At 37.4% G+C, this 23,105-nt stretch carries 18 protein-coding genes; 10 read left to right on the top strand and 8 right to left on the bottom strand.

The features are described from left to right. The first annotated feature begins 53 nt into the window (after positions 1-53). The 4 genes from POD11_RS15365 (at position 54) to POD11_RS15350 (ending at position 7,946) form a co-directional block, all read left to right on the top strand. Positions 54-1,199 carry an efflux RND transporter periplasmic adaptor subunit gene (locus POD11_RS15365; protein WP_262457793.1) on the top strand — a complete coding sequence of 382 codons (1,146 nt, stop codon included), beginning with the start codon at positions 54-56 and terminating at the stop codon, positions 1,197-1,199. Then, positions 1,199-4,309, top strand: coding sequence for an efflux RND transporter permease subunit (locus POD11_RS15360; RefSeq protein ID WP_262457791.1), 3,111 nt, complete (start codon positions 1,199-1,201; stop codon positions 4,307-4,309). Before POD11_RS15365 ends, POD11_RS15360 begins: the two co-directional genes overlap by 1 nt. A 79-nt stretch (positions 4,310-4,388) precedes the next feature. Next, positions 4,389-5,783, top strand: coding sequence for an AdeC/AdeK/OprM family multidrug efflux complex outer membrane factor (adeC, locus tag POD11_RS15355; RefSeq protein ID WP_262457790.1), 1,395 nt, complete (start codon positions 4,389-4,391; stop codon positions 5,781-5,783). 162 nt (positions 5,784-5,945) lie between these two features. Continuing rightward, positions 5,946-7,946: an esterase/lipase family protein gene (locus POD11_RS15350; protein WP_410374410.1), complete on the top strand. Its 2,001-nt coding sequence runs from the start codon at positions 5,946-5,948 to the stop codon at positions 7,944-7,946. Positions 7,947-7,987: 41 nt separating this feature from the next. On the opposite strand, the gene POD11_RS15345 is transcribed toward POD11_RS15350, so the two are convergent. Beyond that, positions 7,988-8,395 carry a hypothetical protein gene (locus POD11_RS15345; RefSeq protein WP_262457788.1) on the bottom strand — a complete coding sequence of 136 codons (408 nt, stop codon included), beginning with the start codon at positions 8,393-8,395 and terminating at the stop codon, positions 7,988-7,990. 145 nt (positions 8,396-8,540) lie between these two features. Then, positions 8,541-9,137 carry a TetR/AcrR family transcriptional regulator gene (locus POD11_RS15340; protein ID WP_016140998.1) on the bottom strand — a complete coding sequence of 199 codons (597 nt, stop codon included), beginning with the start codon at positions 9,135-9,137 and terminating at the stop codon, positions 8,541-8,543. 81 nt (positions 9,138-9,218) lie between these two features. Between POD11_RS15340 and POD11_RS15335 the strand changes: the two genes are divergently transcribed. The 3 genes from POD11_RS15335 (at position 9,219) to POD11_RS15325 (ending at position 13,939) form a co-directional block, all read left to right on the top strand. Beyond that, positions 9,219-9,974, top strand: coding sequence for a hypothetical protein (locus POD11_RS15335; protein ID WP_262457787.1), 756 nt, complete (start codon positions 9,219-9,221; stop codon positions 9,972-9,974). A gap of 77 nt (positions 9,975-10,051) precedes the next feature. Beyond that, positions 10,052-11,419 (top strand): NAD(P)/FAD-dependent oxidoreductase, encoded by a 1,368-nt coding sequence (locus POD11_RS15330; RefSeq protein WP_262457786.1) that lies wholly within the window; start codon positions 10,052-10,054, stop codon positions 11,417-11,419. A 258-nt stretch (positions 11,420-11,677) separates the two neighbouring features. Beyond that, positions 11,678-13,939 (top strand): excinuclease ABC subunit UvrA, encoded by a 2,262-nt coding sequence (locus POD11_RS15325; protein WP_262457785.1) that lies wholly within the window; start codon positions 11,678-11,680, stop codon positions 13,937-13,939. Between the two features lie 112 nt (positions 13,940-14,051). On the opposite strand, the gene POD11_RS15320 is transcribed toward POD11_RS15325, so the two are convergent. Together POD11_RS15320 and POD11_RS15315 are read right to left on the bottom strand one after the other, a co-directional pair. After that, a complete protein-coding gene (locus tag POD11_RS15320) occupies positions 14,052-15,356 on the bottom strand; it encodes an MFS transporter (protein WP_262457826.1) in 1,305 nt (434 codons plus the stop codon). Positions 15,357-15,686: 330 nt separating this feature from the next. Next, positions 15,687-16,586, bottom strand: a complete 900-nt coding sequence (locus POD11_RS15315; RefSeq protein WP_262457784.1) for a LysR family transcriptional regulator — start codon at positions 16,584-16,586, stop codon at positions 15,687-15,689. 110 nt (positions 16,587-16,696) lie between these two features. Between POD11_RS15315 and POD11_RS15310 the strand changes: the two genes are divergently transcribed. After that, the gene (locus tag POD11_RS15310; protein ID WP_262457825.1) at positions 16,697-17,620 is read left to right on the top strand and encodes an alpha/beta hydrolase; all 924 of its coding nucleotides are present in this window, start codon (positions 16,697-16,699) and stop codon (positions 17,618-17,620) included. A gap of 109 nt (positions 17,621-17,729) precedes the next feature. Here POD11_RS15310 and POD11_RS15305 read toward each other — a convergent pair whose 3' ends face one another. Then, positions 17,730-18,026 (bottom strand): hypothetical protein, encoded by a 297-nt coding sequence (locus tag POD11_RS15305; protein WP_262457783.1) that lies wholly within the window; start codon positions 18,024-18,026, stop codon positions 17,730-17,732. Positions 18,027-18,242: 216 nt separating this feature from the next. Here POD11_RS15305 and POD11_RS15300 point away from each other — a divergent pair, with 216 nt between their 5' ends. Then, positions 18,243-18,731, top strand: a complete 489-nt coding sequence (locus POD11_RS15300) for a hypothetical protein (RefSeq protein WP_262457782.1) — start codon at positions 18,243-18,245, stop codon at positions 18,729-18,731. 259 nt (positions 18,732-18,990) lie between these two features. On the opposite strand, the gene POD11_RS15295 is transcribed toward POD11_RS15300, so the two are convergent. Further along, positions 18,991-19,485, bottom strand: coding sequence for a phage antirepressor KilAC domain-containing protein (locus tag POD11_RS15295; RefSeq protein WP_262457780.1), 495 nt, complete (start codon positions 19,483-19,485; stop codon positions 18,991-18,993). A 137-nt stretch (positions 19,486-19,622) separates the two neighbouring features. Further along, entirely contained in the window at positions 19,623-20,873 is a 1,251-nt protein-coding gene (locus POD11_RS15290; protein ID WP_262457779.1) for a hypothetical protein, read from the bottom strand. Between the two features lie 144 nt (positions 20,874-21,017). On the opposite strand from POD11_RS15290, the gene POD11_RS15285 reads away from it, so the two are divergent. Next, entirely contained in the window at positions 21,018-21,608 is a 591-nt protein-coding gene (locus POD11_RS15285; RefSeq protein WP_262457778.1) for a hypothetical protein, read from the top strand. Positions 21,609-22,106: 498 nt separating this feature from the next. Here POD11_RS15285 and POD11_RS15280 read toward each other — a convergent pair whose 3' ends face one another. Next, the gene (locus POD11_RS15280; RefSeq protein WP_262457777.1) at positions 22,107-22,661 is read right to left on the bottom strand and encodes a TetR/AcrR family transcriptional regulator; all 555 of its coding nucleotides are present in this window, start codon (positions 22,659-22,661) and stop codon (positions 22,107-22,109) included. Positions 22,662-23,105: the final 444 nt, after the last annotated feature.

Raw genomic sequence — 23,105 nt, 5'->3', positions numbered from 1 at the left:
ACACAGAGCACAAAAATAATAGCAGCATCAAAAACTCCCAAGGTTTAGACAGCATGCAAAAGCATCTTTTACTTCCATTATTTTTATCTATTGGGCTAATCATCCAAGGTTGTAGTTCCGAAGAGGCTAAACAACCAGAAGTCCCACCGGCGAAAGTCAGTGTATTAAGTCTCCAGCCACAATCCGTTAATTTTAGCGAGAACCTTCCAGCTCGCGTTCAAGCCTTCCGTACTGCTGAAATTCGTCCGCAAGTCGGCGGTATTATCGAAAAGGTATTATTTACTCAAGGTAGTGAAGTTAAAGCTGGGCAAGCCTTATACAAAATTAATGCTGAAACTTTTCAGGCTGATGTGAACAGCAACAAAGCTTCTCTCAATAAAGCTGAAGCTGAAGTCGCACGTTTAAAGGTCCAGTTGGAACGCTATGAACAACTTTTACCAAGTAATGCGATTAGTAAACAGGAAGTCAGTAATGCTCAGGCTGAATATCGCCAAGCTTTAGCTGATGTCGCACAAATGAAAGCTCTACTCACCCGTCAAAACCTGAATCTGCAATACGCAACAGTACGCGCGCCAATCTCTGGTCGTATTGGGCAATCATTTGTGACCGAAGGTGCTTTAGTCAGCCAAGGTGATACCAATACTTTGGCAACCATACAACAGATTGACAAAGTGTATGTTGATGTAAAGCAATCTATTGGTGAATACGAGCGCTTACAAACGGCATTACAAAACGGCGAATTATCTGCTAATAGCGATAAAACTGTTCGTATTTCTAATAGCCATGGTCAGTTCTACAACGTCAGCGCAAAAATGCTGTTTGAAGATATTAATGTAGATCCGGAAACAGGTGATGTCACCATTCGTATCGTAGTGAACAACCCTGAACGTAAATTGCTTCCTGGAATGTATGTACGTGTCAATATTGACCGAGCATCCGTACCTCAAGCTCTCCTTGTACCTGCCCAAGCAATCCAGCGTAATAACAATGGTGACCCACAGGTTTATGTCATTAATGCTAAAAGTTTGGCAGAGGTTCGTCCGATCGAGCTTGGACAACAATATGAACAGTTCTACTTAGTGAATAAAGGACTCAAAGTAGGTGACAAAGTCATCATTGAAGGAATTGATCGTATTCAACCGAATCAAAAGCTTGAAATAAGTAAGTGGAAAGCACCCATTACTCAAGGAGCTCAATGATGATGTCACAATTTTTCATTCGTCGCCCCGTATTTGCATGGGTGATTGCGATTTTCATTATTTTGTTTGGATTACTCAGTATTCCCAAACTTCCTATAGCACGCTTCCCTAGTGTTGCGCCTCCACAAGTCACCATTAGTGCTGTCTATCCAGGTGCAACCCCAAAAACCATCAACGATAGTGTCGTTACTCTGATTGAAAGAGAGCTATCCGGCGTTAAAAATTTACTTTATTACAGCGCAACGACAGACACCTCGGGTATGGCTCAAATATCGGCGACCTTTAAACCAGGTACAGATGTCGATATGGCTCAAGTTGATGTGCAAAATAAAATTAAAGCCGTTGAAGCCCGTCTTCCTCAAATTGTTCGTCAGCAAGGTTTACAAGTTGAGGCTTCGTCTTCAGGTTTCTTGATGTTGGTGGGTATTAATTCACCTAACAATCAATATTCTGAAGTTGACCTGAGCGATTATTTAGTCCGTAACGTCGTCGAAGAACTAAAACGTGTTGAAGGCGTAGGTAAAGTCCAATCATTTGGCGCCGAAAAGGCCATGCGTATTTGGGTAGATCCAAATAAGTTAGTTTCATATGGTCTTTCAATCAGTGACGTAAATGCGGCAATTCGTGAAAATAATGTCGAAATCGCTCCCGGCCGTTTAGGTGACTTACCTGCTGAGAAAGGACAGCTCATTACAGTTCCTTTGTCTGCGCAAGGACAATTAAATGACGTTGAACAATTCAGAAATATCAGCTTAAAAAGTAAGATCAACGGTAGTGTCATTAGACTTTCTGATGTCGCTAATGTTGAAATTGGTTCACAAGCATATAACTTCGCTATTTTAGAAAATGGTAAACCGGCAACGGCGGCAGCAATCCAGCTTAGCCCTGGCGCAAATGCTGTAAAAACGGCTGAAGGTGTCAGAGCTAAAATTGAAGAGTTAAAAGTCAATTTACCGGAAGGTATGCAATTTAGTATTCCTTACGATACTGCTCCATTTGTTAAAATTTCTATTGAAAAAGTAATTCATACGTTAATTGAAGCCATGATTTTGGTTTTCATTGTGATGTATCTGTTTCTTCATAATGTCCGTTATACGCTCATTCCAGCAATCGTTGCCCCTATTGCATTGTTAGGAACATTCTCAGTGATGTTGCTTGCAGGGTTCTCAATTAACGTGCTCACCATGTTTGGTATGGTGCTCGCGATCGGTATTATCGTCGACGATGCGATTGTGGTCGTAGAGAATGTCGAACGGATTATGGCGACTGAAGGCTTACCACCTAAAGAAGCGACTTCTAAAGCAATGAAGGAAATCACCAGTCCAATTATTGGTATTACCTTGGTACTTGCAGCCGTATTTTTACCAATGGCGTTTGCCAGTGGCTCAGTCGGAATCATTTATAAGCAATTTACGCTCACCATGTCAGTGTCTATTCTGTTCTCGGCATTATTGGCATTGATTTTAACCCCTGCACTCTGCGCGACAATTCTTAAGCCAATTGATGAACACCATCAGAAAAAAGGGTTCTTTGCATGGTTTGACCGTACCTTTGATAACCTTACTAAAAAGTATGAAATCATTCTCTTTAAGGTCATCAAACATACCATTCCAATGATGGTGCTGTTTATCATTATTACAGTTGCGACTTTTGCCGGAATGAAATTTTGGCCAACCGCATTTATGCCCGAAGAAGATCAAGGTTGGTTTTTAACAACCTTCCAACTTCCATCTGATGCTTCTACTGAACGAACTAAAAGTGTCGTGAAAGAGTTTGAAGCAAGCATACAAGACAACCCAGATGTTAAAAGTAATACGTCAATTTTAGGTTGGGGTTTCGGTGGTTCAGGTCAGAATGTTGCCGTTGCCTTTACAACACTCAAAGATTTCAAAGAAAGAAAATCATCAGCATCTGAGATGACCAATTCAATTAATGAAACAATGGCTCATAGTAAAGAAGGTTCATCTATGGCCGTTCTACCTCCAGCCATTGATGAGTTAGGCACGTTCTCTGGCTTTAGTCTTCGACTACAAGATCGGGCGAACTTAGGTATGCCTGCATTACTTGCTGCCCAAGATCAATTAATGGCAATGGCAGCCAAAAACAAGAAGTTTTATATGGTTTGGAATGAGGGTTTACCTCAAGGAGACAATATTTCTTTAAAAATTGACCGAGATAAATTAAATGCACTCGGCGTTAAATTTGCCGACGTGTCAGACATCATCTCAACGTCAATGGGTTCAATGTATATCAATGACTTTCCAAACCAAGGTCGTATGCAGCAAGTGATTGTGCAAGTTGAAGCAAAATCACGTATGAAATTGCAAGATATTTTGAACCTTAAAGTGATGGGTGCAAGTGGTCAGTTGGTTTCTTTATCGGAAGTTGTGACACCTCAATGGAACAAAGCACCACAACAATACAACCGCTACAACGGACGTCCATCTTTGAGTATTGCGGGTATTCCTAACTTCGATACTTCATCTGGTGATGCAATGCGTGAAATGGAACAACTCATCGCAAAATTACCAAAAGGAATTGGCTATGAATGGACTGGTATTTCTCTTCAAGAGAAACAATCAGAATCACAAATGGCATTCTTGCTTGGTTTGTCGATGCTCGTTGTGTTCCTTGTACTTGCAGCCCTTTACGAAAGCTGGTCAATTCCGCTATCGGTTATGCTGGTTGTGCCATTAGGTATTTTTGGAGCGATCATTGCCATTATGACCAAAGGGCTGATGAACGATGTGTTTTTCAAAATTGGCCTAATTACGATTATCGGTCTTTCCGCCAAGAATGCGATTTTGATTGTTGAATTCGCCAAGATGCTCAAAGAAGAAGGAATGAGTTTAGTTGAAGCTACTGTTGCCGCAGCCAAACTCCGCTTACGTCCTATTCTGATGACTTCTCTTGCCTTTACTTGTGGTGTGGTGCCTTTAGTCATTGCATCAGGGGCTAGTTCTGAAACACAACATGCGCTCGGAACTGGTGTGTTTGGCGGCATGATTTCAGCAACCATCCTAGCAATTTTCTTTGTACCGGTATTCTTCATCTTTGTACTAGGTGCAGCCGAAAAACTGTTTTCTTCCAAACAGAAAGTTAAATCTTAAATGAAATAAAGCAAGGGAAATTAACCTGTTTCCCTTGCTCCTCTTATGCCTAAATTTATTTTATTATTTGGAGAAAAGCATGTCTAAGTCGGCTGTTTTATCTCGTGGATTTATGATTTCCACCCTCTCGATTACTTTAACTGCATGTATAAGCATGCAATCACCTCAACCCACTGCTAAGTCTAATATTCCACAAAATTTCACCGAAACTTATGCAGGTCCTTCAATTGCTGAACAAGGATATAAAGCCTTTTTTTCCGATCCTCGTTTATTAGAAGTCATTGAAATAAGTTTGAATAATAATCGCGACTTACGTATAGCAGCGTTAAATATTGAGCGTGCCCAGCAGCAATACCAAATTACCAAATACGACCAACTTCCGACGATTGGTGCGACAGCAAATGCCATTAGGCAAGTTAACCCTTCGGTAAACCCTAACAACCCTTACTCTACATTTCAGGTGGGTTTAGGCGTAACGGCGTATGAACTGGATTTTTGGGGACGCGTTCAAAGTCTCAAAGATGCAGCATTGAATAATTACTTAGCAACACAAAGTGCTAAAGACTCAACTCAAATTAGTTTGGTGAGCCAAGTTGCACAAGCGTGGTTAAATTATTCTTTTGCTACAGCAAACTTAAATCTTGCAGAGCAAACTTTAAAAGCTCAACTTGATTCGTACAATCTGAATCAAAAGCGTTTTAATATCGGGATTGATAGTGAAATACCTTTACGCCAAGCCCAGATTTCGGTCGAAACAGCACGTAATGACGTCGCAAACTACAGAACTCAAGTTTCACAAGCACAGAACTTATTAAATCTTTTGGCTGGACAAGCGGTTCCATCAAACCTGCTTCCAACTCAGTCGGTTAAAACAATTACTCAAGAGAAGAATTTTTCAACGGGTTTAAGTAGCGATTTACTACAAAACCGTCCAGACCTGAAAGTCGCTGAATATCAACTTCGTGCAGCTGGTGCCAACATTGGTGCGGCAAAAGCCCGCATGTTTCCGACCATCACACTTACGGGTTCAGCTGGATATGCATCGACGGAACTCAAAGATTTATTTAAATCTGGCGGTTTTGCATGGTCAGTTGGCCCTAGCATAGACCTGCCTATTTTTGATTGGGGAACGCGTAAAGCCAATATTAAGGTTTCAGAAATTGACCAAAAAATTGCGCTTTCTGAATACGAAAAAGCGATTCAGTCTTCTTTCCGTGAAGTCAACGATGCCTTGGCGGCCCATGCTCATATTGAAGAACGTTTAAATGCCCAGCGCCGTTTAGTGTCTGCAACCGATACCACTTATAAACTCTCTACAGCCCGCTTTAGAGCCGGAATTGATAGTTATTTGACTGTTTTGGATGCCCAGCGTTCTGCATATTCAGCTCAACAAGGTCTACTGGTTCTCGAACAAACCAAATTAAATAATCAAATTGAACTCTATAAAGCCTTGGGTGGAGGGTTAAATAAATAACCCATTTTTCATAAATCTTTTAAAGGCTAATTTGCACCCGTCATTAGCCTTTAAATTTCATGTTTTTTCTAAAAAAGGACGATTAGAAATTCGTTATTTCGCATCTTTAATTCAGTTGATTTGAATTTTGCGCTGCCTTGCTTACGAGGTCTATTTATGAACATGCTAGTATTTCCACCACGCCAATCCCTGTGTATCCTCAGCCTATTTAGCATTTTAATTACAAGTGGCTGTCAGTTAGTGAGTTTGAAGAAACAAACACTTCACACCACTATTTCTAACGAACGTAATAGTATTCTTACCCAAAAAAAATTAAGTGAAGCCAGTTTAAATGTTTTATATATGTCTGGTATGGATGCAAAAATTTGCATGCAAACTCCAGAAACATGTATTTCTGATTTAGAGAAGATTCCTCAAATACAGGGAGAGCAATTATTATCTACCGCCAGTGAACTCTACCTCTCAAAAGCTTTGGCTCTTTCGGAGTCTTATGATTGCAAAACCAACAATAATGTAAATACTAAAACTGAAGAAGCAAACAAGGGCAATTGTTTGGAACAAGAACTTCAAGCTTTAGATAAAAGTATTCGCTATAGCTATGCTTATTTATTTAAGTCGTCTCGCGAACCTCAAGATCGTATTTTTGATAACCGACAGGTACAAATTCGAGATTTTTATAATCAAGCACTTAACCAATTAGTGAATGCCTATAGTGAAAAAAAAGCTTCTGCAACAATTCCCTCCGAGATAAAAATTGGTAAAAGTACATATACGATTGATATTGAAGCCTATCAAAAATTACAAGACAAAAAACTTGAGAAATTCACCTCAAGTTACAACATGAATTTTTCCGGTTTAAGAAGCATTAACCGTCGTGATGGTTTTGGCTCAGATTTTGTTGCGGTTTTACACTCTAATGAAGACCCGAACCAAAAAGAAAACCCATATATTCTTGATCCTCTAGCTTACAATTATCCAAATGGCATCAATCCGAATATTCATAAAGCCCATTACCTTGCTTCTACACTGGTGGCCCAACCAAAAAATGAGGTTGCGTCCCAAAGCGACATATTAAATAGTCCAGATTTCAAAATAAAAATCTATGACCCTTACAATGTTGAAAAAATTAATGTTGCAGGTAAAGAATACTCACTGGCAGCAAATTTCTCTGCACCTTATGGTTTATGGCTAGCCGAAAATAATCTTGGTGCAGCCGCATATTTAACCCTGATTGACCGTAATCAACGTTTAAACATGCCGCATTTATATATGCTTGAACCCTATAATCCCAATAAAAAAGTAATTGTGTTAGTTCACGGACTTGCCAGTAGTCCTGAGGCATGGATTGCGGTAACCAACGAAATTATGGGAGATAAAACCTTACGTGAGCATTATCAAGTTTGGCAAATATTTTACTCAACCAATATGCCTATTTTAGAAAGTCGTTTTCAAATTTACGCATTACTCAAGCAAGCATTTGGATCTCTTAATCCAGAAGACCCCGCTGCCACTAATGCCGTTTTAATTGGTCACAGCATGGGAGGAATTATTAGCCGACTATTAGTGAGTAATGCCGACATTTCAAAAGAAGCTTTGCCTATGATGAGCCAATATGCACAAGCACGTATGAGAAAACATCCAGTCATTGGTGAACGTTTAAGAATGCAGGCCATTCCAAACTTTGATCGCGTCATTTTCCTTGCTGCCCCTCATCGTGGAACAAGTTATGCAGATCGCTGGTTTACTGTAACAGCACGAAAAATTATTCGATTACCTTCGACTTATTTAAAAACATTAACCGATACATTGACGAGTTATGATGACGACCTTAAAGACTTTGTAAGAACAATTAACAATCAACTCCAAAATGGACCGAGTGATCTGAGTAATAAATCTGAGTTTATGGAGCTCACCTCAGGCATAACGCCTAAAAAAGGATTAGTTTTCCACTCTATTATGGGCAATATCACAAAAAGTGATGATCCAAACACCATTACAGACGGTATTGTTCCCTATAAAAGTGCTCATTTGGATGGTGCCATTTCAGAAAAAGTCATTAAAGGTGGACATTCAATTCAACTAAAGCCCGAATCAGTTTTAGAACTCCGTCGGATCTTAAGTCAACATTTAATCGATCATGGTTTATATAACTTAAAGAACTAAAAATAAAAAAGCTAAAGTGAAATCCTTTAGCTTTTTGCTATCTATTGCTCAGTTTCTTCTATACGTTTACGAATTTCTTCTCGCCATTTTACGGCGTTTTCTTGTTGTTTATTCAGCAGAACACCGAGCATATAAGCGGTCACTGCTGCACCAATTAAAGCAATTCCACTTTCATAAATAATATCAATAACAAATTCTAAAATGCCTTCTGACAGAAAATCTAAGCTTCCTGAAAACTTAAGGAGTTTAGCAATTGCTACAATTACGATTCCTAATAATGCTCCAGTCCATAAGAATATTTTATGGATATTAATAGGTGCTGTGACTTGGTCAATTTGGTCAGGATATTTTCGGTAGTACTCAACTTCATCCTCTGTCACTTTGGCAGATGACTTAAATAGTAATTTAATAAAAAGTGTATCTTGATCAAGTTTTAAATTTTTCTTCATAGATACCGTACTTTATAAAATCTCTATTCTTTCATCTTACCTATTGTGTTCACTACGCAACCACTCCTTAGAAGATGTAGTCACTTCTAGAGAACTTTAACACCCCCTATATACACCTTTTTATTAAGTATTAAATTATTTAAATTTAGCTTAGCCCATTTAAAATCATTAATACCGTTTGCTCCATTTGCTTTTGTCTCTGTTGATCAGTGACGCCTTGAATACTAAACGCCCAATAAGCTTCAAATAAACAAACAATGACATAGGTCGCTGAGCTAATCGCCTCTGGGGTCGCTTTTGGATATTCTTGTGCCAATTGATTTTCAAAATCCGGAAGCCAGTGTTTTGTCCAAAGTGTATGGAGCATTTGCTGGATAAATGGATTTCTCGCACTTTGAGCCACCAACTCGAACCAAACTATTAAATCATCTTGAGTCCGATACACTTCAGGTGTGAACATCATGATGATTCGCTCGCTCAATGGTTTCCCACTAAAACGATGAATAATCTCAGTGCCCATTTTTGAAATGTAATGTTCAATGAAAGCGTTCATTAAATCTGAACGTGACGAAAAATAATGATGTACGAGAGTACGTTGCATGCCTGAAGCTTCCGCTACTTTGGCAAAAGTAATTCCTTCTAACCCTTCTTTCGCCACAACTGAAACAGCAGCTTGAAGAATTTCATAAGACCTTTCTTGAGCTTTACTTGGGCGCCCTATTTTGTTTTCCATCATCGTCATAAATAAAAAATTGTTTACTAATTCATCATAGCATATTATTTTACTGGCATGACAGTCAATTAATTACAAGGAAGTCATATTATGAAAATTCTTGGCCTTGATGCGGGTAGCCAAACGGAAGCTACTACCTCAAAAATCTTAACGAACAGTGAAATGACACATGCTGCCATTTTGGAACTTATAAATATCTTTGGGTTGGTCGCTTGTATCATTCTAGCGCTTGCTGGCTGGATTTATGGTGCAAAATTTCTTAAGAAAAAGAATTATCTACTTGGTTTAGAGTGGTGGATTGTTGCATTCTCGGCGACGAATTTTGTCTCTTACATGCTGACAGCTTCAAATGTTAATTTTTCAATTACCATGTTTCTCGATTCATTCTCGCGTAGTTTCGGCATGCCGGTTATTGCCGTAATTGGTTTGATGGCACTAACCCATAATTACAAACCATCCGCTTTTAAGGAAGTCATGCTGTTCGTATTGGCATTCGCCGGCACTTTCGTGGTTTTTCTAGCAGATTTTTTTCAAGAAATACGTCCGTATTTTTACGTCATCACTTGGAGCATTCTTGTGATGTATCTGTTCTATTTCATTATTTGCTTGGTACGCGCTGGAGAGGCTTTTCATGCATTGGCCACCACAATAACCGCTGTAGTGAGTTTGGCAGTAGCCATCGTATATGACTTTTTCCCGATCCCTGGCGACGATACTCATATGATTTTCATGACTTGGGCTTTCGTGACGTGGGGCTATGCCATCATTCAGTTGTATTACGCCTATGAAGCCCTAGAACGCGCACAGAAAGTTTCTATTGGATCTTTTATTCCAGCCCGACAGTAAAACGCACTAGGGGCATTGTTTTTAAAAAAGATTAAAGACGATGTCTAGAACTGTAAAATAATACAGAAGGATAGCGAATGAATTATTCAAATGAACAAGTGATGAGTGACAACCCTGAATCCGTGCCATTTCGTCTTTTAGGTGGCTGGATAGAACAGCCTAGCGACCTTCAACCTGAGTTGGTGGGTTCGGTCAGCGCAGATGTCATTGTCGTTGGTGCTGGTTTTGCCGGGTTGTCTACAGCTCTTGAACTCACTGCACGAGGTGCTAAGGTCATCGTACTTGAGCAAGAGTTCGGTGGTTTTGGTGCCAGCGGCCGTAATGCGGGTTATCTGCTTGGTAGTATGGGAATTGAATTCGAAGTGTTCGCCAAGCGCCTCGGCGTTGAACGTGCAAAACAGTTTATCAATTTCTACGATGAGGGCGTGACCTATGTTGAAAAACGTCTGGCCGAGTTAGGCATCGATTGTGATTACAACCCTTCTGGGATTATACGCGCTGTTATAGATCCTTCGCAGGAAAAATGGCTACGCCGCAGTATGAGAGTTGGTGAGGAACTAGGATCCCATACTCGCTTTGTAGATCAAGCCGAAATGCGTGCTCGTGGAATTCCACCAGCTTTTCTGTTTGGTAGCGAACAGCGCGGCGGCACGCTAAACCCCGGTAAATACGTGAGTGGTTTACGCCGTGCAGCCATTCAGGCAGGTGTTAAAATTTATGAAAAAACACCATTGCTCTCTTATAGCGAAGGACCAATTATTACCTGCAAAACCGCTCGCGGTAGTGCCAGCGCACCCATCATGGTGTTAACCACAAATGCTTTCACACCTCAGTTGGGATTGCTACGTGATAAAGTTGCTCCGATACGGGTGTCGGCAATTGAAACCCAACAATTAACTCCAAAGCAATTGGAGTCTCTGGGTTGGCCTGGCCGAGAAGGTATTATTACACCGCATCTCATGATGGAAAGCCATCGACTGACTGCACACAACACAATGGTGTTGACAGTTAAGAAGTTAAATTATGTTTACGGTTCAAAAACTCCGAACGTACCAGATCACGACGCCTATGCGGCACTCGCACAGACCTTACGTGAACGTCACCCAACCTTGAAAGGTCTTGGTATTAAGCACTGTTGGAGTGGATATGTTAGCGTAGCTTATGACTTTTTGCCTGTGGTTGGATCAACTGGGCCACATCAAAATATTATCTATGCAGCTGGCTGTACAGGACATGGGCTTGCGACTCAGTCGCTCATGGGGCAGCTTCTTGCAGAGAAAATTAAAGGAGTAGAAAATCCTATTCTGAAAAACTTATACCACAAGACCCCTTCTACGCTACCTGAACCACTCCAGTGGTGCGTATTTAAAACAGGTTTCAAGGCAGCGGCATTCTATGATCGTTTAACTGACCGCAAAGCGCTTGCAGCTAAAAAGGATTCATAGAGCTAAGCATTTTTTAGTGTGGTAAATAATCAATGGACTACATGGTTGTAGTCCATTTTAAACTCGAAACATTTCTATATCTCTTTACTGAATTACCCCATATGGTACATACCGACATGTCACCACCAGAGATTTAGGCTAGGCAAAGAAAAGACATATAAGTTTAATATTTAAACTATTTACTTAATAAACATATACATCCTTTTCACAAATTTTGTTTTACCTTTAGCCTAAATCTTTAACTTCAAGTGATTACACATGACTAAAAGAACAATAAATATTTATGGAGCAAGACAAAATAATCTTAAAAATATTTCATTAAAAATTCCTAAACACCAAATTGTCGCCTTTACCGGAGTTTCAGGTTCAGGGAAATCTTCTTTAGTTTTTGAAACCATTGGCGCGGAGGCACAAAGACAAATCAACGAAACTCAAGACAGTTTTGTGCGTAATCGTTTACAGCATTTTGGAGTCGCTGATGTTGATAAAATTGAGAATTTAAATGTACCTGTCATTATTAATCAAAAGCCATTAACGGGTAACATCCGCTCAACAGTGGCAACAATTACAGATATTTACGCCAATCTTCGCTTATTATTTTCACGTATGGGTGAACCTTTTGTTGGATATTCCAATGTTTTTTCTTTTAATCACCCCAACGGCATGTGCCCGCAATGCGAAGGTATTGGACTAGAGCAAACAATTGATATCTATAAAATATTAGATTTAGATAAATCCTTACATGAAGAAGGTGCTATAGACTTCCCGACTTATCAACCTACCGCATGGCGTTGGACACGATATGCAGATTCAGGTTATTTCGATTTAGATAAAAAATTAAAAGATTATAGTGAAAAAGAATGGGAATTGTTTTTGTATGCTCCTCAGCACAAGCCTTTAAACCCAACAAGTAAATGGAGAAAAACGGCACTATATGAAGGATTAGTGACCCGCTTTGAACGTAATTTTTTAAAAGGCGAAGCGCAGGAAAGAAATCGCTATCGAAATAAACTTGAGCAAATTATTACCACCAAAGAATGCTCCCTATGTAAGGGACAACGGCTTAATCAAAAATCTTTATCCTGTAAGATTAACGGTAAAAATATTGCGGAATGTACGGCCCTATCTGTTTCAATGCTTTTAGAGTTTATCGAATCGATAAAAAGTGAAAAATTTGAAACCGTTTTGCATGAAATCATCAATAAACTGACTAATTTAAAACTCGTTGGGCTTAGCTATTTAAACCTTAACCGTGTGAGCAATACGTTGTCGGGAGGTGAATCACAACGAATCAAAATGGTTAAACATTTGGGTAACAGTCTGGTTGACTTACTCTATATTTTTGATGAACCAAGCATTGGTCTTCACCCAAAAGACTTAGATAATATTATTAAAATTATTCAAAAAATTAGAGATAAAGGAAATAGCGTTTTACTGGTTGAACATGACCCTGATCTGATTAGAACAGCGGATCATGTCATTGATATGGGGCCTCTTTCTGGAACCAACGGCGGTGAAATTATTTACCAAGGCACTTTCGAAGAATTAAAAAATTCATCAGGTTTAACAGGTGAGTTTTTTAGACGGCCAAATACCTATAAGAAAACACCACGTATAGGCAAAAAATGGATTTCAATTAAAAATGCTCATTTATTCAATTTAAAAAATATTGATGTCGATATTCCTAAGAACTGTTTAACCGTGATTACAGGAGTGGCTGGTTCAGGAAAAAGCACATTAATCAGTAAAGTATTACCCCAACAATATCCTGAAACAAAAGTCATTAATCAATCTGCAATTACTGCCAGCATTCGGTCCAATTTACTGACCTATCTCGACCTTCTTGACCCGATTCGCCATCTATTTGCAAAAGCCAATAAAGTAAGCGCCAAGCTGTTTAGTTTTAATAGCGAAGGTGCATGCCCTCAATGTAAAGGCGCAGGTATCGAAAGAATTGAACTCGCATTTTTAGATGATGTTGAAATGACATGTGATGTTTGTCATGGCTCAGGATATGCGCCTGAAGTATTAAAGTATCTTTATAAAGGTAAAAATATTGCTGAAATTTTAAAAATGACGGTTGCAGAAGCAAGTCAATTTTTTGAAGATCAAACTTTGCAGCAGCAATTTAACGCTCTGGTCAGCTTGGGGCTAGACTATATTGCAATCGGCCAACGCTTAAATACATTTTCGGGTGGTGAGCGTCAAAGGTTAAAACTCACAAAACAAATCAATGAAACAGATAATATTTTTGTATTAGATGAACCGAGTACGGGCCTACACCCTTCTGATACTGAAAAATTGATTAGTTTATTAAATAACTTAGTTGATAAAGGCAACACTGTTATTGTGATTGAACATAACTTAGACATCATGAGTCAAGCAGACTGGATTATTGATATTGGTCCATTGGCGGGTGATAAAGGTGGTGAACTGGTGTTCTCAGGAACTGTTGGTGGTTTACTTACAGCAGAAAAATCTTTAACTGGCCACTATTTGAAAAAATATCTAGAGCTGTAGTAATTTGATTGACCAGCTTGGCACAATCAAGTTTTAAATATGAGAGTCTTTTAGACTCTCATACCCTTAAATAATTAACCAACTTCTCACGCTCATTCACTTTTAGGTAGCATTATGTTCGATACTTGGCCTGAATCATCAGCATGATAATAACGAACAACGAAGGTATTGCAGCAATCACAAATAAATGAGTAATGACCAGAAATTGAGAGAGATAACCGCCAAACAACGGACCGATGACCGAACCCAAACGGGCAATCCCAATACTCCAGCCCACCCCAGTGGTACGAAGTGAAACTGGATAATAACTGGCAGACAGCGCATTAATGGCAGGTTGCCCGCCAACGATAGCAAAGCCAGCAATGAAAATAATGATAAATAATAAAACAATATGGCTAACAGCATAGCCAATTAAAGCAACACTCATCACTGCAACTAAAAAAACAGGAATTAATACTTTATAAAACCCAGTCTTATCGATTTTAAGACCCATTACAACACTACCAATCGTACCGCCTAATTGTAAGGTAGAGCCGATCATCAATGCCTGATTTAATGAGAGTCCAGACTCTTTGGCCAAAGTTGGTAGCCAGTTCGCCAGAAAATAGAGGCTGATCATGTTTAAAATACTGATGATCCAAATGGAATAGGTAAAAAACGCACGCTTATTTTTAAATAACTCAAGCGGTGACTTCTTAACCTGAACTTCAGTAGTATTAATGATTTTCATCTCTGAATTGAATGTTAACGCAGGATAAAATTTCTTTAGCCAGAACAAAATTTTGGGAGTATTTTTGCTATTTTCACTTAAAAAATATAAAGACTCTGGCAGCTTAAAGAACGTGATAAAGAAAATAATTAAAGGAACAATACCGCCAAAATAGAAAATCGCCTGCCATCCTCCCCAAGGAACTAGTAAGGCTGATATGCCTCCTCCCAACATTGCCCCCACCGTATAGCCACAAGAAATGACCATCATGGTGAAAATACGAGATTTATATGGAACAATTTCGGAGCTATAAGCCATGACATTTGGCATGATACCTCCTAAAAAAATTCCTGTAACAAAGCGGATTGCAGTCAATTGCTCAATACTGCCGACATGTGGTGTTACCAGCATCAATATGGAGAACATAAAGGTTGAGATCAGTAGTATTGGACGGCGGCCAAAACGGTCAGAAAGTGAACTTAATAAAAATGATCCGACAAACAAACCAAATAAGCTGGCGCTAAACACAACGCCTAACATGGTTTTATGTACGCCCCATTCTTCTATAATCATTGGGGCTGCGTAAGCCATGGACTGAATGTCATATCCATCCATAATCATCAGTAATAAACAGGTGAATAAAATAAATTTCTGATATCGTCCAACTTTCTGCTGATTGATCAAATCACTTAATGCAACTTCTCTCATGGTCATCCTTTCTCCATGTTGCGCTTTCAATTATTTTCATTCTAATTACGTTATTCATAATCAATTTATGAATAACGTAAAATAAAATAACAATATTCTCCCCCAAAAGTCAAAACATTAACTTTTTCGGTTGATCACACAGCGCTTATGGTCTACTCACCACCTTATTTTTTAAATTATTATTTTAATTCAACTACTTAGTTTAAAAACTGTTCTAGCATGACATCTCTTTCTTCCAAACTATTGGAACTTAGAAATTGCATCTCTCAACTCCTGACTTAGAAATATCAATATCAAAATTATTATTCTTAACAGTATCTTTACTTAGAATTATCTCTTATTAAAATTTTCCTTTAACGCATTGATTAAGATATTTAATAAAGGTGCTTGCTCACGTCTATGAGGATAATACAGGTGATAAGGTTCATAGCTATGTCGCCAGTCCTTTAGTGTTTCTTCTAACTCACCACTTTCAATATAAGGCTGAACCATATCAATAGGTAAATAAGCGATTCCTACACCACTTCTTGCTGCTTGAAGCACTGGAGATAGGGTTGTAAAAATAACTTTAGCGTTAACGGTAACTGTCTGAGTTTTACCTTGTTTAGTAAATTGCCAACGATAGAGTTCACCATGCGTGGGTAATCTTAAATTAATACACTGATGTCCAACTAAATCTTTTGGTTGCTTAGGATGACCATAACGATCCAAATATTCTTTAGTGGCAACCGTTAGCATTTGTATTGGCTCACTCACTTGTAAAGCGATCATATCTTTAGAAACCAAACCGCCTCTTCGAAGTCCTGCATCAAAACGCCCTTCTACAATATCGACAAGACCATAGTCAGAGATGATTTCTACTGAAACTTTAGGAAATTGTTGGATGACTTTTTCAACTGCTGGCCATATAACACTTTGGATTCCATATTCATCGGCACTGATACGCAATGTTCCCGTTGGATCATTTTTTAAAGCACTAATTTGATTTATGCCATGTTCTATTTCTTGTATTGCCGGCTGAAGCAAATTGAGTAGATATTCCCCCGCTTCTGTAGGCGCTACGCTTCTTGTGGTTCGTGATAAGAGTTTTATACCAATTCGGTCTTCTAAATTGCGGAGGGTTTGGCTAATGGCTGACTGTGACGTTCTGAGTTTTGCGGCTGCACGGGTAAAGCTCCGTTCTTGAGCAACGATCATAAAAGTATGCAAATCGTTTAAATTTTCTTTCATTATTTATAAGTATTCAATATAAGTGCTATCTAATTATAGTGGATTATCATAATAAATCACTACGGGTATATTGATTTCATCGACCTAGTTTCTCTTTCGGAGAGAAGATGATGAAAACTGTAACCTTCAAAAATAAAAACATCGATGTTTCTGCAACTATTCGTTTTCCAAAAGATTTTGATGAAAACAAAAAATATGCAGCCATTGTATGTGCTCACCCCATTAGTAGCTGTAAGGAACAAACTGCTGGCAGCATCTATGGTGAAAAACTGACTGAAGCTGGTTTTATAACTTTAGCATTTGATGCATCGTATCAAGGTGCTAGCGGTGGTGAACCGCGCTTTCTTGAAGACCCTGCAACACGTGTTGAAGATTTCCGCTGTGCAGCCGACTATTTAACAACGCTTACTTATGTTGATGAAAACCGTATTGGTGTATTAGGTGTATGTGGTGGCGGTGGTTATGCGGTTAATGCGGCTATGACTGAACGTCGTTTTAAAGCGGTGGCGACTGTTGTGGGTGCAAATTATGGTCGTCTCATGCGTGAAGGTGATCAAACACCTGATGCAGCCATTAAAACTTTAGAAGTCATTGCTGCACAGCGAACTGCCGAAGCGCGTGGTGCTAAACCCTTTATTACCCAGTACATTCCAAACTCACAACAAGCGCGTGAACAAGCTGGCATCAATGATATTGATATTAAAGAAGCGATTGATTACTACAAAACTCCGCGTGGTCAGGCAGAAGGTTCACCAAATAAACTTCGCTTTTCAAGTTTAGCGGCTGCTGTTGGGTTCGATGCATTTCATTTGGCAGAACACCTACTCACCCAACCCTTACAAATTGTGATTGGCGAAATTCCGGGCGGGTTTGGTTCTTATAGAGATGGTTATGAGCTATTTAGCAAAGCCGCTTCTAAAGATAAAAACCTTTTTGTGGTGAAAGATGCAAGCCATTATGACTTATATGACCAACCTGAACCTGTTGCTCAAGCTTTAGAAAAAATTATTCCGTTCTTTCAAAAGCATCTATAAGACATATATTGGAAAGTTTCTCAATCGGGGAACTTTCCAAATAGATAAGCTTAAACATGCATTTCTTAAGCAATTTTAAATTTATTTTTAGTAAAACGTTCTTAAAAATTTAAAACAATGCGACAATTAAAAAGCCAAATTCTGTCAAAACAAAAAGAAGAAGAAGAGTCAACCTTGCGTATATAACAAGGTCGTCACTATCTTCTTCAACTTCAGGAATAAGTGGAAATCTATAATTCTTTAATAAAAGAAAAATATTTAAATAGCCGCAAATAACCCCAATCGCAAAATCAATTTCAAGTATCCCTCTAAAAAAGATACCTATCATCAAGGCAATAACAATTAATCCTACAGTTAATAAAATATATCTTTTTGTTAAAGAGTCATATATAAGGAATGACTTCATTTTTACTGACCATCCTCATAAAGTTACTCGAATAAACATTTAATCTCTAAAGAGAATGACATAAAAATTTCTTTTAAAGAACCTATGACTATCTTTTTAAATCATATTATTATTGATCGTATGGACTGTACGCCCTGATACATAAAACTATACAGCACTTGTTTCGTTATATATTCAAAATTACCACTACTCTCCACCTAATAACCACTTTTCAATATGAAAATTACATTAATACCAATACTATTACTTTCCTGCTTATTCCTGACTTCTTGTAAGGCTTCAACAGATAAAGAAGACATTGATAAATATGTGAAAGTAGATTTAAAAAATTATGCTACTGACAATTATAGATTGATCATTGAAGCAAATAAGAATGTAAACAATGAGCCTGCTTTGAAAAACTCTTTGTTTAATAATTCCTATGTTAAGTTAGAAACAGCACGGAGCCTTTTAAGTGATGAATATCCAGACTGGGTTCAAGGCTTAGATAAGAATGGTTATGACTATGGTGACCTCAACACAATATGTTGGATGACAGTCTTCATGGAAAACTATGTAAACAAGGTTGAAGGCCCATACAAAAGCCAACTTAAGGATGAAACATTAAATGATGTTCACAACCTTTATGGTGAGCGCAAAAAAATAATTAAGTTGCGCGACAGCAAAGATAAAACTGCTCGAAACTTTGTAGAAGTATGTGAATAGATCACTACTATAAAAGCCCTGAATGTTCAGGGCTTTTTAAATTGCTTTAACTTAAATAGAAACATCTGACTTAAGCACTCTAAGCTGGCTATATATTTCGTTAGTAAACCATGACCTTCAGCAACATCACTCGTATCGTAGACTTGATTTCCCCCCATTACTTGCACCATACTGTTCACTGTTAATACTCCTTGTGTTAGCAATCCAAAGCCCTTTGATTCCGCCAAGAATTCTCTGAAGGGCTTTTTTATTGCCTAGATTATGCATTGTTGTTTCCTAAAAGCTTTGAAAGCTTGGTTAAGCCCTTTGGCGTTACTCTTACCTGCTCTGTGATTTTGATCGTCCCATCAGGCAGCTGAATATCCTTTACTTTATGTTCTAAATATCCCGCTTTAATTTTCTCTTGATAAGCAATCCAATGTTTGCAGCCATTACGTTTGTAAATCCAGTCATTCATGTGAAGCCACTTATTAAATTTATGTGGTTCTTGTTGTAGAGCTTTAGCAACATCAGTTAGGCACATACTTCCCTCGGCTGTAGCAATACGGTCAAACGCTTCCATGGTAGGTAGCATAACTTCAACTTTGTGCTCTAGCTCAATCACTTTTTCTGAATAAATCAGTAAAGCATTACGTAAAAGATTTGGATCTGCTAGTAATTGCATTGGATCGGTCGGTTGAATTTGTCCTGTTGCTACCGCGTCATCAGAAAAGTAATTTATTAATGAATCATTTTTTAAAACTGTAATACTCATAAAAAAACCTCATCGTGGGGATGAGGCTATTAAAACAAAAGATATGAGGTGTCATACAAGTGTCACCTTTGAACTAATTTGTGACACATATAAATAAGCAATAAATCAGTTATGTGGCACATGTATATGACACACAACTAAGTATTTGTTTTCTTTGGATTACCTCTGTTAGTAACAGCGATTATTCTTTTTGCTAGATTATTCAAGTCGTATGTTTTAGTTGAGCGTGGTTCATACCCTCTTTCACATAAAAGCTGTTCTATAGATTTGCTATGTGATTCAATAAACTTTCCATTCATATAGATTTCCTCCCACAATTCAAATGCCAACTTCAATTCTGGTGCATGGTTGGGATGATCAGGGTCTAAGGCTGGGTGCTTTTGTCTCAAGAGATTAGAGGGAGCCTCAGGCATTTGTGGAGGTGTAACATCTCTGAGTTCTTTTGATCTAGGATATTTATCATACCACTCATCACTAAATATTTCAGGTTGGGAATTATTATAATCCCGTAAAGCCTTATTCAATTCTTCTATATTTAAATCCCCATATTTAGCAGAACCAAAAACTTCATAACCAGAACATATATTAACTTGTAAATCATTCAGAGGTTGGAATTGATAAAGAGAGTTTTTCTCAATATGAATATATCCAAAATCATACATCAACTCATCATCAAAACTACTTTCAAATCTCGTACTATTAAATTTTTTATCACTTAAAATATTTAGAATATGATATATAACTTTTTTCGAACTCAGCTCATCTAAAGCCGTATACTCTATTTTATTAATATTTATATATACCGTAATATTACTCTCAAAACCATTTATAAGTAAAAATGTTGATAACTCATAGATTAGCAGATCAAATGTATGGCAAAAATGTTCTATAAGATAAATAAAGGAATCATATCTATCTTTTTTTTCATCCAATACATCAGTTATATATAATTTATCTTTTTTAGAAGGTTCTGCATTAGGTGACATGTCATCTAAATTTGATATCTCTATTTTTTGAATCTGTATTATTATTTCATTTAGTTCAGGAAATTTAGATAAATCAGACTTCTTCCAATAATATTTCTCACCTCTAAACTGGATATCTTCAAGAATTTCTTTTTTTTCATTATTGGGATCACTTAACTCATAAATTAATTTTTCAATTACATCTTTAATAACAGGATATACTCCATATAAAAGATTTACCTCTGTTATTTGGTAGAATGAATTTAAGTAATAAAGTTTTAAAGCAGAAGTCTGTGCTCCTATATATCCCAAATATCCCCCTATTTCTTTATATTCATTATTTCTTGACAAAAAATTAATAAGTTCCCAAACCCCGATATAGTTTTCTTTAATAAATTGCTCTCTGCTATCTAACAATCCCATATGGTGCCCAGCAATACCTAAATTAAAATCTCAATATACCCCAACTTGAGGCATTTGTGGGGATGGAAATTACAAGTAAGGTTCTGTATTATTTAAAAATCATGACTTACTTACACTCTATTTTTAAATTTCTCTAGAAAAAATATGAAAACAAAAGTGGATCTAATATGTGAAATGATAGTTCTTTATGGAATTATTCTTATTGTATGTATCTTTATATATCTGATATTTCAATCATTAGTTAGCTTAAACTTATTTAATAAACCTTCTGATTGGTCATCAGTTTTGACAGGATTACTCTCATGGTCAGCAACCATCTATACTCCCATTGTAGCCTACTTGTTGTTTACTGATTGGCGTGAACAAGAACATAAAAAATTGATACGTGATCAAGCAATAGAATCTATTAAAACTTTACAAAAATATATAACAATTAACCTTCATCTATCTCATAAAGAAGAAATAACAGTCAAAGAATTCGAAGAATTACAATCAGTATATTATGCAGCTTACCTCTCAATGAATATGCTTCATAAGCTTACAAAAAGTGAAGATTTTCTAGTGTTTCAAGAAGAAATACAGGGATCTTTTAAGACAGTATTGAGTTACAGAGAGTTGATTATGAGTGGAGAAGTTGATTTTCTTGTGGGTAAAGAAATTATTAGGTCGGCTGTAAATTCCACTTCAACTATATACAATAAAATAAGTGATTACATGGATATAAATAAAATTTAATTTATACTTCCGAATATTTTTATGTTTTTTAACTAACAACTTTTGTCCGATCTATTCCTTACTTCTTTTTATATTGAAGCTAATGTAGACTCAGAGAACATCGCTTCAAATAAAATAGCTGAGAAATTAATATAAAATAAAAAGGTTGTAAAAGATAAAAATATCGTAGAATATTATAGTTATCTAAATAAATATATAAAATAGTAAAGAATTTATGCTTTGGATTGTAGAATCCACTATTAAATAACGGTGGACTCTTTTTATATTAGGATAGATAGTCTATTAAGAATTTTTCGATACCTTTTATCATATCTTTCACTTCATCAGAATCGAAGTTTTCTGGTTTTCCATGAGCAGAATTATTTCGAATATCTGCATAATAGGTTATTTTTTTCTGTTGTGTTAGTGGGTAAATACCTGCTTTAATTAACTCTTCATTTGATATCAAAAAATCAAAGATCCCCTCTACAATTTAAATCTTAATTATGTAAATTCCCCTCACCCAAACCCCAATAAAAAATACTCCAGCAATCTTTCTCTCTCATCTGGTTTGTTCGGATCTAAAAGCTGAACCATTGCTCCATCAATCACAAACAAAAACATGTGGGCATCTTGTTTTGAAGCATTTTTGTTGGTGGTTAAAAGTAAATTATAGATTTCATTAATGAGCCAGTTTCGATAGTCAATTACAAGCTGATATGCCTTTGGGTGGGTCTTCGCAATTTCAAAAATGGCTTTAAACGGCAAATGGTAAAGCCCGTCTAAGTCAGCATGTAAAAAGTAAATTTTGCGGAGTTTTTCAACCACGGTTAATTGTTTTTCAACATAGATAATTGAAATGACCGCATGTTTAAGCCCATCTTTTTGAAAAGTTAAACTCATTTCAATAAGTCGTTCTTTTGAGTGAAAGTAGTTATAGAACGTGGCTTTTGGAATGTTTGCCGACTCAACAATTCGGTCTACCCCGACTTTATGAAAACCATATTTATTAAATAAAAACCTTGAAGTGTGAAGCACGCTTAAAGCACGAAATGGGAGATCTATATGTGGCATATTTTTACCGTTATAAAAAATTATTGTTGTATATAAATGAGATATAAAAACTGCTGCCTTTTGGGAGAGAAAAAAGCATAGCAAAGCCGTAAGACTGTGCTCAGCACATCTCAAGTTTTAGTTGTCTAAGTTTTAAGTAATAACGAGCTAAAGCCTAAAAGCCTTACGGCGATCAAGCTGCATAAAATGTTTTAAGCTGTGTTGTTATAGCTTTTGGCAATGGCTGCCAAGAAATAATGGATGTGCAAAGCCAACTCCTTATATATGGAGTTCTGCCAAAACATTAGAATTATGGTGGCAGAACGAAAGAGGGTTGACAGACTGGTAGGACTCCAGCACACACAAAGGTGTCCCTCTCCCGTCCTACCGCTACGGGAGGGAACGAGAAGTACACACAAAACTATTCCTCGGAAGGAATAATCCCGATGCGGTCCTATAGCAGTC

Origin of the sequence: Acinetobacter sp. P1(2023) (genome assembly GCF_028367635.1) — a bacterium.
Lineage (GTDB): Bacteria > Pseudomonadota > Gammaproteobacteria > Pseudomonadales > Moraxellaceae > Acinetobacter > Acinetobacter pittii_E.
Note: the sequence above shows the minus strand (reverse complement) of the source record. Positions and strands in the feature narration are given on the sequence as shown.